The 12,125-nt window shown below is 56.9% G+C and carries 10 protein-coding genes; 5 read left to right on the top strand and 5 right to left on the bottom strand.

Annotated elements, in window-relative coordinates; translation table 11 throughout:
- Positions 1–18: 18 nt before the first annotated feature.
- Positions 19–930, bottom strand: coding sequence for a recombination-associated protein RdgC (rdgC, locus tag ACMGGR_RS16255; protein ID WP_246758489.1), 912 nt, complete (start codon positions 928–930; stop codon positions 19–21).
- Between the two features lie 92 nt (positions 931–1,022).
- Positions 1,023–2,387 (bottom strand): ethanolamine permease, encoded by a 1,365-nt coding sequence (gene eat, locus ACMGGR_RS16250; RefSeq protein WP_246758677.1) that lies wholly within the window; start codon positions 2,385–2,387, stop codon positions 1,023–1,025.
- A 221-nt stretch (positions 2,388–2,608) separates the two neighbouring features.
- Between eat and ACMGGR_RS16245 the strand changes: the two genes are divergently transcribed.
- Together ACMGGR_RS16245 and ACMGGR_RS16240 are read left to right on the top strand one after the other, a co-directional pair.
- Entirely contained in the window at positions 2,609–3,613 is a 1,005-nt protein-coding gene (locus ACMGGR_RS16245; RefSeq protein ID WP_414147332.1) for a phosphotransferase enzyme family protein, read from the top strand.
- A 109-nt stretch (positions 3,614–3,722) separates the two neighbouring features.
- A complete protein-coding gene (locus ACMGGR_RS16240; protein ID WP_246758678.1) occupies positions 3,723–4,751 on the top strand; it encodes an AraC family transcriptional regulator in 1,029 nt (342 codons plus the stop codon).
- Here the strand turns inward: ACMGGR_RS16240 and ACMGGR_RS16235 are convergent.
- Positions 4,748–5,149: a cell envelope integrity TolA C-terminal domain-containing protein gene (locus tag ACMGGR_RS16235; protein ID WP_414147331.1), complete on the bottom strand. Its 402-nt coding sequence runs from the start codon at positions 5,147–5,149 to the stop codon at positions 4,748–4,750. The two genes, ACMGGR_RS16240 and ACMGGR_RS16235, sit on opposite strands and share 4 nt — an antisense overlap.
- Positions 5,150–5,387: 238 nt before the next feature.
- Between ACMGGR_RS16235 and ACMGGR_RS16230 the strand changes: the two genes are divergently transcribed.
- The 3 genes from ACMGGR_RS16230 to ACMGGR_RS16220 are packed head-to-tail and all read left to right on the top strand — an operon-like array spanning position 5,388 to position 7,077.
- Positions 5,388–6,065 (top strand): CsgG/HfaB family protein, encoded by a 678-nt coding sequence (locus ACMGGR_RS16230; RefSeq protein ID WP_246758494.1) that lies wholly within the window; start codon positions 5,388–5,390, stop codon positions 6,063–6,065.
- Between the two features lie 11 nt (positions 6,066–6,076).
- Positions 6,077–6,430, top strand: a complete 354-nt coding sequence (locus ACMGGR_RS16225; RefSeq protein WP_414147330.1) for a DUF4810 domain-containing protein — start codon at positions 6,077–6,079, stop codon at positions 6,428–6,430.
- Positions 6,430–7,077 (top strand): DUF799 domain-containing protein, encoded by a 648-nt coding sequence (locus ACMGGR_RS16220; protein WP_414147329.1) that lies wholly within the window; start codon positions 6,430–6,432, stop codon positions 7,075–7,077. Before ACMGGR_RS16225 ends, ACMGGR_RS16220 begins: the two co-directional genes overlap by 1 nt.
- Positions 7,078–7,114: 37 nt before the next feature.
- Here ACMGGR_RS16220 and ACMGGR_RS16215 read toward each other — a convergent pair whose 3' ends face one another.
- On the bottom strand, positions 7,115–10,786 hold the full coding sequence (locus ACMGGR_RS16215; protein WP_414147328.1) for an SbcC/MukB-like Walker B domain-containing protein: 3,672 nt from the start codon (positions 10,784–10,786) through the stop codon (positions 7,115–7,117).
- Entirely contained in the window at positions 10,783–12,000 is a 1,218-nt protein-coding gene (gene sbcD, locus ACMGGR_RS16210) for an exonuclease subunit SbcD (RefSeq protein WP_414147327.1), read from the bottom strand. Before sbcD ends, ACMGGR_RS16215 begins: the two co-directional genes overlap by 4 nt.
- Positions 12,001–12,125 lie beyond the last annotated feature (125 nt).

Genomic DNA, 12,125 nt, shown 5'->3' with positions numbered 1-12,125 from the left:
ATCCGGCCTTTTTTACGCTTAACGCTGCGCTTCGCCGCCCAGCGCTTCTATGGTGTTGCTTATCAGCGCGGTCAGTTCACCTGTCATCAGAATGAAGTCCGCATCAAAGCGTGCCGCCACGTCTTCTCTGTCGATATCATCATTCTGTTCGCGCAGCGTGTCGGCAAACTTCAGCCGCTTCAGAGAGCCATCATCAGACAGCACCAGCTGAACGCGTTCCTGCCAGTCCAGCGCCAGCTTAGTAACCAGCTTGCCCGCTTCGATATGATTGGCGATCTCATCACAAACCAGATCCTGCTTTTTACAGCGGATCACGCCGCCATCTTCCAGCAGCGCCTTCAGTTCGGCCTCATCCATCAGCGCAAAGCCTGCTGGCGTCTCGCCGGAGCGTACCCATTCCGTCAGCGTCAGCTCAATCGGGCTTTCCAGCGTCAGCGGCACCACCGGCAAAGACCCCAGGCTTTTACGCAGCAGCGCCAGCGTATCTTCCGCTTTTTTAGCGCTGGCGCAGTCGACCATAATCATGTTGTTAACGGTGTCGATCCACAAAAAAGTCTGGCTGTAGCGGCTGAAGGCGCGCGGCAACAGGCTGTGTAATACTTCATCCTTCAGCGAATCCTTTTCCGTCTTCTTCAGCTTGCGCTGCTGTTCCGCTTCCAGCTTGCCGATTTTGGCTTCCAGCGCCTGTTTAATCACGGGCGACGGCAGGATTTTTTCCTCTTTGCGAGCGCAAATCAGGATCTGGCCGTTATTGACGTGCGTCAGCGCATCGCTTTTCGGGCCCATTGGCGAAACCCAGCCGGTTTTCGCCATGTCCTGACTGCCGCAGGGAGTGAAAGAGAATGCCTCAAGTTGTTTTTCCATTTCGTCTGCCGCCAGCGGGATCTCGCGATTCAGACGATATACCATCAAATTTTTAAACCACAGCATTGTACTTTCCCTCTCCGGCGCGCCATGCGCGCTTATTCAAAGTCAGCGCGCATGATAGCGAATCGGCGACGGGGTTTCATTGCCTTTCCGCGTTATTCTCCCGCCAGCATGGCATCACGCGGCGCGCTGGCACGCTGGCTTTTGGTCAGCAGGAAATAGCCGTAGCCTGCCGCCATAAACAGCACAAAAATGCCGCCGATAACCGGATTAAACCACAGCATTGCCACCAGGCAGACCAGCGCCAGCACGAGCGCAATGCCGGGGACAACAGGATAGCCGGGCGCGCGGAAGCTGCGTTCCAGCTGTGGTGCCGTGCGGCGCAGGCGGAACAGGCTGAGCATGCTCATCAGATACATCACGATAGCGCCAAAGACGGCCATGGTAATCATCGCCGCCGTCAGCGTCATGCCCTGCAGATTAATCCAGCCGTCGCTAAAAATCGCGGCGATGCCAATCACGCCGCCTGCGATAATAGCGCGATGTGGCGTCTGGAAACGGGAGAGCTTTGCCAGTCCGGCAGGCAAATAGCCCGCACGTGAAAGCGCAAAGAACTGGCGTGAATAGCCCAGAATAATCCCGTGAAAGCTGGCGATCAGGCCAAATAAACCGATCCATACCAGCATGTGCATCCAGTTAGAATGTTCGCCGACGATCATTTTCATCGCCTGCGGCAGCGGGTCGTTGATATCGGACAGCTTGCGCCAGTCGCCCGCGCCGCCCGCCAGCAACATCACGCCAATCGCCAGCACCACCAGCGTCAAAATACCGGCGATATAGGCTTTGGGAATGGTACGCTTGGGATCTTTGGCTTCTTCGGCCGCCATCGCTGCCCCTTCAATCGCCAGGAAAAACCAGATGGCGAAAGGAATGGCGGCAAAAATGCCTGAAACCGCCGGCATACCGAAACTGTCGCCGCCCGACCAGCCGTGCGCCGCAAAGTTAGTCAGGCTAAAGCCCGGTGCGACTACGCCCATAAACACCAGCAGTTCGATGACTGCCAGCACGGTGACGACCAGTTCAAACATCGCCGCCAGCTTTACGCCAAGGATGTTTAGCGTCATAAACACCAGATAGGCCCCGACCGCCGCATATTTAGGGTTCAGGTCCGGATACTGCACGTTAAGGTAAGCGCCGATGGCCATGGCAATGGCCGGTGGAGCAAACACAAACTCAATCAGCGTAGCCATACCGGCAATTAATCCGCCGGTTTCACCAAAGGCGCGGCGGCTATAGGCGAAAGGGCCGCCCGCGTGCGGAATGGCGGTAGTCAGCTCGGTAAAGCTGAAAATAAAACAGGTATACATGGTGGCAATCAGCGCCGTGGTGACCAGGAACCCCATCGTGCCCGCCACGCCCCAGCCGTAGCTCCAGCCAAAATATTCCCCGGAAATCACTAAACCTACCGCAATGCCCCACAGATGTATCGTGCCCAGAGTGGGCTTTAGCCTGGTTGTCATCATTACTCTTCCCGCCAGTTAGTGTCAGTCGATAATGCAGCCGACGCCGTCAGGAAACTTGACGCGGGCATAAGGATTTTTGCGCTCTGCTGTCAAACCAGAAGCAAAAAAAGTGCCTGCTGTCTTCTGCGGTCAAAAGAGTGCGGCCTGCGGTCAGGCAGATCGGGAGGCGTCGCGCCATGCTGGCATCAGGTCGTTACCTTTTTTCCGGAGACAGAAATATGACAGCCAGCCAATATGACAATCTTGACGGCAGCACGCTGCTGGCGCTTGCGCAGCAGGCGATAACGCGTTATCCGGCAGTGCTCCAGGGCAAAATCAGCCTGCTTTGTCGGTCGGAAAACGCCACTTTTCTGCTTGAAGCGGCCGGAAAACGCTATGCGCTACGCCTGCATCGCGGCAACTATCATCAGCGCGCGGATATAGAAAGCGAGCTTCAGTGGCTGGACGCGCTACGTGAAACGGGCATTGTGGTACCGCAGGCGATTGTGGACAGAGAAGGGCAAAGGATCCAGGATTTGACCTTGCAGGACGGTAGCGTACGGCATGCCGTTCTTTTTGACTGGATTGAAGGCGACATGCCGGGAACGGATGTCGATCCGCGCGCTTTCCAGCAGCTGGGCCGCATTACGGCGCAACTGCACCAGCACAGCAAAAGCTGGCATAAACCGGCTGGCTTTCAGCGCATTATCTGGGATCATCAGACAATGGTCAGCCCGCAAAGCCACTGGGGCGACTGGCGTGATGCGCCAGGCCTGCGCCGCAGCGATGACGCCGTAGTAGAAGAGGCGATTGCTCGTGCAGGCAGCGAGCTGGACGCGTTTGGCAAAGATCCCTCCCGCTATGGTTTGATCCACGCGGATCTTCGGTTAACTAATCTGTTGCTGCATAAAGGCGAAACGCGGGTGATCGATTTTGATGACTGCGGCATGGGCTGGTATCTGCACGATCTTGCAGCAGCCATTAGCTTCGTGGAGCACCATCCTCGTGCAGCACAGTGGGTCGAGAACTGGATCAAAGGCTACGAACAGGTTGCCCATATCAGCGATAAGGAACTGGAGATGGTGCCGACGCTGCTGATCCAGCGCCGCATTCAGCTGCTGGCCTGGGTCGGTTCCCACCGGCAAACGGAGATGGCGCTTAGCCTGGGGCCACAGTGGGCAGACCACTCGGTGCGGCTATGCCATCGCTATCTTGAAACCAGCGAGTTGCCGATCGGTGCCTGAGGGTTTCTCGCCCGCCCAACAGAGCTGGTATGAAAATTGCTGAGTTAAGCAGTATGTTTTCTGCAGCGGGGCAATAATCATGGAAAGCGGAGTCATTAAACAGCCTGAAATGACGGCGGCGCTTAACGCCAGTTTTGCCAGCCATCGCGGCGTACTGGCCGCCGCCGCCAGCGGCCTGAGCGAGTTTATTGCTGAAAAAGGCGGTGACGCCGACAGGATTTTTGGCGTCAGCGGCATCGATCCCGAGCAGCTGGCCAGCCCGACCATGAGCCTGGGGCTGGTGAACTATTGCCGGGTGATGGAGGAGGCGGCGCGCTGTTCAGGCTTCGATAATTTTGGCCTGCACTACGGCAGGCAGTTTAAGCCGCAGTCGCTGGGCCTGATTGGCTATGTCGGGCTTTGTTCCGCCACGCTGGAGCAGGCGCTGCACAACGTGGTAAATGCTTTCCCCTGGCACCAGCACGATACGCTGACGCGGCTGACCGACAAGGGCGACTGCTGGCGTCTGGACTATCAGGTTCGTCACGGCGCTATTCTGTGCCGCCGTCAGGATGCGGAGCTGACGCTGGGCATGTTTATGAATCTTATTCGCCACGTTGCCGGTAAAAGCTGGGCACCGCGCGAAGTCCACTTTGAGCATCCACGCCCTGAACAGTGGCACGAGCACTGCAAAGTATTCGATGCGCCAGTCTGGTTCGATCAGCCTTTTAATTCTTTGGTGATCCCCAAGAAGGATCTGCTGCGCGCGATGCCGGAAAGCGATCCCGTTTTGTTAACCGTGATGCAGGATGCCATTCGCCGCCTCAACAGCACAACCTCACAGCAAAGCATTGTCGATCAGGCGCGCTCGCAGGTGCATCTGATGCTGATGCAGGGCGAACCCGCACTGCCGGAGGTGGCGGAAAAGATGGGCATGTCCAGCTGGTCGCTACAGCGTCGCCTGCGCAGCGAAAACCTGAGCTTTACCCTACTGGTCGATCAGGTGCGCTGCGAGATGGCAACCTGGTATCTGCAACAGCGGCAGCTGCCCGTTTCTGAAATGGCGCTATTGCTGGGTTACTCTGAAGTCAGCGCCTTTTCGCGGGCTTTCCGCCGCTGGTTTGGCGTCAGCCCGCGCCAGTGGCGCCAGGCCAGCTAGTCCGGCTTAAAATCCAGCACCATCGTGGCGGGCAGGTTCTCTGGCGGCGGCGGCAGGTTTTTGGCGCTGCTAATCACGCCCCAGGTTTTCAGACACAGCTGTTCGTCCCCGGCCGTGCTCTGCACGTTGTAGCGGCCATTCTGGCCCCAGCTGATAGTCACCGCACATTCGCGTCCGTGATAGCGGTGCGCATCATAAAAATTGCGCTGGATCCCGTACTGCATCTGTGCAAAGTAAGCGCAGTGTTCATCTTTACTCTGGCTACAGTTTTTTTGCGCCCACTGCTGCATTTCCTGCGGCGTGGCGGCGACCAAAGGCGGCTCTGTGCGGCTCTGACAGGCCGCCAGCAGCAGCGTTAAAAGCGCCAGCGCGCCCGTTTTAATTTTCGCCGATGACATTTTCTTCCCATGATTACTAAAGAATTTCTGATGAAAGCCGATAGTTTACCCTGTTAGCGTCAGGCTGACAGCGTATTCCGGCGGCCGTAAGCTATTTACAGATTATTCACCAGGCATCCTGACAGGAATAATTAATTTTTTGTAATGGGGGCCGCAAATATTATCCAGAACTTTTGGCCTGATCCCTGTATTCTGTGCGCGAAGTCTGGATATGTTTTAATTCATGGAAAAGAAAAGAATGAAATTTCACACTAACCTTGTTGCATGCTCTTTATTAGGCTGCACGCTTCTTAGCGGCTGCGCCACTGAATCTTCCCGCGCGATTGAAGCTCCCCAGGTGGCCGCTGCCAGCCAGCCGGTTTACCAGGGCGTAAAAAGCCCTGTCGCCGTGGGCAAATTCGATAATCGCTCCTCTTATATGAACGGCATTTTTTCGGACGGCGTAGATCGTCTGGGCAATCAGTCTAAAACCATCCTTATTACCCACCTGCAGCAGACCGGCCGCTTTAACGTGCTGGATCGCGCCAATCTTGATGAGCTAAAGACCGAAGCGGGCTATAAGCACAGCGTACAATCCGTTAAAGGTGCCGATTACGTTATTACCGGCGATATCACCGAGTTCGGTCGCAAAGAGGTTGGCGATCAGCAGCTGTGGGGCATTCTGGGACGCGGCAAAACTCAGGTCGCTTACGCAAAAGTTAACCTGAACGTAGTGGATGTCGCTACCTCGGAAGTGGTCTATTCCGTACAGGGCGCGGGCGAATATGCCTTATCTAACCGTGAAGTTATTGGCTTTGGCGGCACCGCCAGCTATGACTCGACGCTTAACGGCAAAGTCATGGATCTGGCCGTACGTGAAGCGGTCAATCATCTGGTCAACGGCCTGCAGTCTGGTGCATGGCGCCCGGTTAAATAACGGAGAAAATAATGCGTTTATTAAAAGTAACCGGCATGCTGGCGACGGCACTGCTGATGACTGCCTGCGCGCAGAAAAAAGAACCTGTCTATTACTGGGGCGACTATCAGTCCTCCCTTTATAGCGCCTGGCAGAACGGCAGCGCGCCGGAAAAAGATATTGCCACATTAAATAAAGTTATTGAGCAGGCAAAAGCGAAAAATAAACCGCTGCCGCCCGGGCTGCATGCTCAGCTGGGTCTGCTTTATGTCAATGCCGGCCAGCCGGATAAAGCTTTCCAGCAGTTTACCAATGAGAAAATCGCCTTTCCCGAATCTTCGGCCTATATGGATTTCCTGATGCGTAATAAGCAGGGAGCAAAATAATGAAAAAGCTTTTCGCCTTTATCGCGCTGCTGGCTGTGATGACGCTGACCGGCTGTGCAAAGAAAACGCCATACGATTACAGCGCGTTTCGCGCCAGTAAACCCGCCTCCATTCTGGTACTTCCTGCGCAAAACAGCACGCCGGACGTTAATGCGGCGCACAGCTTTGTTTCGCTGGTGACGCAGCCGCTGGCGGAATCCGGCTATTACGTTTTCCCGGTTGCGGTGGTTGAAGAAACCTTTAAACAGAACGGCTTAACTAACGCTGCTGATATCCAGAACGTACCGACGCAAAAGCTGCATGCTATTTTCAACGCCGACGCGGCGCTGTACATCGATATCACCGATTACGGCACCAAATACATGGTTGTAGACAGCACAACGCGTGTGTCGGCCACGGCGAGGCTGGTGGATCTGCGCAGCGGCAAGCAAATCTGGAGCGGGCTGGCTGCGGCTTCCGATAATGAAGGCAACAACAACAACCAGTCGCTGCTTGGCATGCTGGTGGGTGCCGCCATTAACCAGATCGCCAGTAACGTAACGGATAAGGCACATGACATCGCGGCCATTACCAGTGCGCGTCTGCTGACGGCTGGTGACGACGGCGCCATCCTGCCTGGCCCACGGGCTAAGGCTGTAAAACCCTAGGTTGCCGGACAGAGGGCACCTGTCGGTGCCCTTATTTTTAAGCTTCTGGCACTTCCAGCCTGCTGTAGCCCAGCCCGTTAACTTTCCTCACTTTGATCTGCACCGGAATACGCTCTTTCATCGCTTCGACATGACTGATAACGCCAATCGTTTTGCCGCTGGCATTCAGCGCGTCCAGCGCGTCCAGCGCGCCGTCCAGCGTGGCGGCATCCAGCGTGCCGAAACCTTCGTCCAGAAACAGCGATTCAATGCGCGTTTTGTGGCTAACCAGATCGGAAAGCGCCAGCGCCAGCGCCAGGCTTACCAAAAAGCTTTCGCCGCCGGAAAGGGTACGCGTATCGCGCAGGGCGTCAGCTTGCCAGGTATCGACCACCTGTAACTCCAGCGCCTCCTGCGATTTACGCTGTAGCAGATAGCGACCGTGCAGCCGGTTTAGCTGGTTGTTCGCCAGCCAGACAAGGTGATCCAGCGTCAGGCCCTGGGCAAACTTACGGAACTTATCGCCTTCTTTCGAACCGATTAGCTGGTTCAGGTAGCTCCAGTCTTCCAGCTGCTGCGTTTCCTGCTCGATAGTGGTCAGCAGCTGCTTTTGCTGCTCGCGCCGCTGCGCATCGCTGGTAAGCTGCTGCTGCGCTTCGCCCTGCTGGCGCGCATTTTCCCTTAGCTGCCGGGCGAGGTTCTCTATTGTGGCAGGCAAGGTTTGCGGATCCTCCGGCATCGCCTGCGGTTTTTCTGCCAGCGCCGCCAGGTTTTTTTCCGCCTGGCTAAGAAGCGCGGCGGCCTGCTGAAGCCGCTGTTCATGTGTTTTTTGCAGGGTTTGCAGGCGCAAGAGCTCCGTTTCATCCAGTAAAGCCCGGGTGAAGGCCGCTTCGTCGCTGAAATCGCTGGCCAGAAGCGCGGCGTCAAAAGCCTGTTGTGCCTGCGTCAACCGCTGCGTTAGCGCATGAAGCTGCTCAGTCAGTGAATTATGCTGTCCGGTCAGGGTATTTAACTGATTTTGCCGCTGCTGCCACTGCTGCTGGAGCTGCTGACAGCGTTCAGTATGCTGCTGCGACAGCGTACGAAGCTGCTGCATAACCTCGGCTATCACCTTATCGCCAAATAGTTCCCGGCGCTGTTGGCGTAAAGCGGCCAGCTCTTGTTGCCCACTCTGGCTACGTTTTTCCAGCTCGGTTACCTGCTCCTGCTCGCGGTTGATTTCCGCCAGCAGCGCCTGCTGCTGCGTTGTCAGAGCGGTCAGTTGAGAAGCCAGCTCCGTCAACGTTTGCGCGCGCCTGTTCCACTCTTGCCACTCCTGCTGACGAGCGCCAAGCCAGCTTTCGACCCTTTCCGGCTCTGGCGGCACCAGTGCCACCGCAGCCAGCGAGGCGCGTAAGGCTTCGTGCTGCTGCGTTACGCTTTGCTGCTGCGTCGCCAGCGCTTTTTCCTGATCTTCCAGCGCGTTAGTGTAAGTAAGCAGTTGCTGACCGGTCAGCTTTTGCTGTTGCTGGATATCGTTAAGCTCGTTTTGCTGGACGGCCAGTTTTTCCTTCTGCTGCTGAAGCAGACGGGCGCTTTGCTGTAGGCTCAGCAGCCGTGCCTGGAAGTCGTCTTCCTGCTTTTCCTGAGCAGTCAGCCAGGCGGCGGTTTGCGTGGTCTCATCAGGCGTGAAGGTAAGATTCAGGGCCTGCACTATCGTTTGCCACTGGTCGCGTAAACGGGCGGCTTCGTTTTCGTTTTCCGCCTGTTCCTGCTGTAGTTTTCCCGACTGTAGCTCGAGGTTTTTGACCTGTTCGCGCCTGGCCGTACCGCGATCTTTCAGCATCTCCACTTCGTTTTTTAATACTGCAAGACGCTGCTGATTTTCTGACGGTTTTAGCGCCTGGTATGCCGCCACGGCAGGATGCTGGCAGGAGCCGCACAGCGGGCAGGGCTGCTCAGGCTCCAGCAGGGCGCGGTGCTGCTCCAGGTCGGCAATGCGCTGTTCCAGCTCGCAGCGTTTTTCCAGATCCTGCAAATGCTGCTGTTTTTCCTTCCAGCCCGTGCGCAGGTTTTGCAGTTCGAGCTGCGCCTGCTGAAGCTGTTGTTGCAGCGCCTGCTGGCTGGCCTGCTGTTTCTGCATGCGCTGCATCAGCGGCTGCCACTGCGATGCAATCAGCGCCAGGCTCTGCCGCTGCGGCCGCTGCTGATGAAGAGCGGCCAGCGAGGCCTGAAGCTGCTCTTCTGAATGCTGTTGCTGTTGATGAGCAAGCGCCGCCTGCGCTTCGGTTACGCGCAGTCGCGTTTCTTCAAGCTGTAGCTGCTTTGGTTTGGCCTGCTGCTCTGCCTGAGCAAGCTGCGTTCGTAGCTGTTCTGTTGCCTGCTGCTGTTCAAGCTTGCGCTGACGAAGTGCCGCCAGCGCCTGTTCGCTCTGCTGCTGCTGTTCAAAGCGCGCGCGCCACAGCGGCAGTGATTCGCCCCAGCGTGCAAGTTGGTCGTGCTGCTGCTGCCAGCGTTGATGTTCCTGCTGCTGCGCGGTTTTTTCCGTCTGCTCGCGCTGCGTTTGCTCAAGCGCCTGACGCCGCTGCGCAAGAAAAAGTTGGTGATCGCTTACTTCTTTCTGTAGCTGCTGATTCTGCTGCGTCAGCGTGACGATGCTGTTATCCAGCGGCTGCAACCTGTCCGCTATTAAGGCTTCCTGCTGCTGACGATCGGCTTCGTGCTGGAGCCGGGCGGCTTCGGCCGTTTTTAGTTGCCCGTCAAGTGCTGCAAGCTGCTCGCCGAGCTGTTGCTGTTGTTGTTCAATTTGCTGCTGCTGTTCGTTAAGGCGCTGCCTGTCCTGCTGCTGCTGGTTACGCAGGAGCCATTGCGGACGTAGCTTCTCGGCCGGCTCTGCTCGTGCCAGCAGGTTGAGCTGCGGCATTGCATCTTGCCAGGCCGTTTTCGCCTGCTCGTGCTCCGCTTCCGCCGCTTTTTGGGCGTGTCCCACCGCCTGATACTGCTGGTACCACTGCAGCAGCGACTGCTGGTGCTGATGCTGAGAAGTAAGCGCCTGCTCCTCTGCCAACAGCTGTTCAGACTGGGTGGTAAGCTGCTGAACTTGTTCCTCATCCAGCAGGGCCATCGCGCCAGCCTGCGCCCGTAGCGTCTCCAGCGCGGTTCTGGCGTTTTTGTGCCGCTCAAACACGCTGGCGGAAAGACGACCGTAAATTTCCGTGCCGGTCAGTTCTTCCAGCAGTTCCGCACGGCTGTTGGCATCGGCGTTAAGAAAAGCGGCAAACTGACCTTGCGAAAGCATCATCGATTTGGTGAAGCGATCAAAGTCCAGGCCGGTCAGCTCGGTAAGCATCTCCAGCTTGTCTTTTACTTTATCCGCGACGATTTTATTGTCTTCACAGCGCGCCAGCTCTACGCGCGGCGCCTGCAGGTTGCCATCCACCGCGCCTCGCGCCCGGTTCTGGCTCCAGAATGCGCGCCAGGCGACGCCTTTCACCTCAAATTCGACTTCAGCCAGGCATTCGGAAGTATCGCGCGTCATTAAATCGTTTTGCGTCTGCGACAGCTTCCCCAGCCGCGACGTTTCGTGATAGAGCGCCAGGCAGATAGCGTCCAGCAGCGTGGTTTTACCCGCGCCGGTTGGCCCGGTAATGGCAAAGAGGCCGTTGCTGGCGAAAGGCTCGGCGGTGAAATCAATTTTCCATTCACCTTTTAGCGAGTTGAGGTTTTTAAACCGTAGCGTCAGGATTTTCATGGCTGCTCCTCATCAATCTCGGCCAGCGTCTGGCTGAACAGCAGCGTAGCGCGCGCAATGCGCTGCGGATCTTCTTCTTCTGAAGCCAGGCGGCGTTGAAACACTTCCTCCACGCTCAGCTCGCTCAGGGTCTCGTTATTCTGCCGGTTAATGATGCTGTCGCGCTGTTCGCGGCTGCGGCGCAGCAGCACAACTTCGACCGGCAGTTTTTCAGTCAGCTCCTGAATATGGCGCTGTAGGTCGTTTAGCCAGGTCTGCGAAACGATTTCGATATCCAGCCACACCTTCTGGCCCGTTTCCGGCGGCTGAATCGCTGCCAGCTGCCGTTCAATCTCCGCCAGCGAGCCTTTAATCATCTGCATCGGCTGAAAGAGCGGCACCGCCAGCGGCCTGACCTGGCTAAGCTGACCGTCGGCAAAATCGACCATGAAAACGCTTTTTTCACGGCCCAGCTCGTCAAAGCTGAGCGGAATGGGGGAGCCGCTGTAGCGGATATGGTCCGTATCGGCAATGCGCTGCGCACGATGAATATGACCGAGCGCGATATAGTCCGCTGGCGGAAAAGCCTGGGCGGGAAAAGCGTCCAGCGTGCCGATGTAGATGTCGCGCACCGCATCGCTTTTAGTCACGCCGACGGTGGTCAAATGGCCGGTCGCCACGATGGGCAGCGTGCCGTTCAGTTTCGCACGCATTTCTGTTGCGGCTGCGTAGCTGCGCTGATAGTGGTGGGTGATCGCTTCCAGCAGCGTCTGCTGCTTCTCTCGTCCCGACTGTCCCGCTTTGCTGAGCGTGATATCGCGCGGGCGTAAAAAAGGAATGGCGCAAAGCAGCGCGCCCGGCTGGCCGTCGCGACGATTCAGTACCAACACCTGGTCGGCAGGATCTTCGCTGGCGGCGGCAATCACGCGCGTATTCAGGCAGGCCAGCAGCTCGCGGGATTCATTCAGCATGGCTACCGAGTCGTGATTGCCCGCCAGAATAATCAGCTGGCAGCCGGTTTGCTGTAGCCTGACCACAAAGCGGTTATACAGCTCGCGCGCATAGCTGGGCGGCGAACCGGTATCGAAAACGTCGCCGGCCACGATAACGGCATCAACCTGATGCAGCTCAACCTGCGCGACCAGCCACGTCAGAAAAGCCTCGTGCTCCGGCGCACGGCTTTTGGTATAAAAAAACTGGCCCAGATGCCAGTCGGCGGTATGAATGAGTCGCATAGAATCCCTTCAGGATGGCAAAAGCGAAAGGCCGATTATAAACGCCTGGCTAAAAAACCTCAGCTACGCATTTCCATCCTGCTGAAAGTGTTATAAAACTGATGAATGGCTGAGGCTTTTTTCAT

Origin of the sequence: Erwinia sp. BNK-24-b (genome assembly GCF_047456155.1) — a bacterium.
Classification (GTDB): Bacteria; Pseudomonadota; Gammaproteobacteria; order Enterobacterales; family Enterobacteriaceae; genus Erwinia; species Erwinia phyllosphaerae.
The sequence above is the reverse complement of the archived record's forward strand: the minus strand, read 5'-3'. Positions and strand labels throughout refer to the sequence as shown.

Coding starts and splice junctions, on each gene's coding strand:
- rdgC (WP_246758489.1), bottom strand. CDS start 930: ATGCTGTGGTTTAAAAATTTGATGGTATATCGTCTGAATCGCGAGATC.
- eat (WP_246758677.1), bottom strand. CDS start 2,387: ATGACAACCAGGCTAAAGCCCACTCTGGGCACGATACATCTGTGGGGC.
- ACMGGR_RS16245 (WP_414147332.1), top strand. CDS start 2,609: ATGACAGCCAGCCAATATGACAATCTTGACGGCAGCACGCTGCTGGCG.
- ACMGGR_RS16240 (WP_246758678.1), top strand. CDS start 3,723: ATGACGGCGGCGCTTAACGCCAGTTTTGCCAGCCATCGCGGCGTACTG.
- ACMGGR_RS16235 (WP_414147331.1), bottom strand. CDS start 5,149: ATGTCATCGGCGAAAATTAAAACGGGCGCGCTGGCGCTTTTAACGCTG.
- ACMGGR_RS16230 (WP_246758494.1), top strand. CDS start 5,388: ATGAAATTTCACACTAACCTTGTTGCATGCTCTTTATTAGGCTGCACG.
- ACMGGR_RS16225 (WP_414147330.1), top strand. CDS start 6,077: ATGCGTTTATTAAAAGTAACCGGCATGCTGGCGACGGCACTGCTGATG.
- ACMGGR_RS16220 (WP_414147329.1), top strand. CDS start 6,430: ATGAAAAAGCTTTTCGCCTTTATCGCGCTGCTGGCTGTGATGACGCTG.
- ACMGGR_RS16215 (WP_414147328.1), bottom strand. CDS start 10,786: ATGAAAATCCTGACGCTACGGTTTAAAAACCTCAACTCGCTAAAAGGT.
- sbcD (WP_414147327.1), bottom strand. CDS start 12,000: ATGCGACTCATTCATACCGCCGACTGGCATCTGGGCCAGTTTTTTTAT.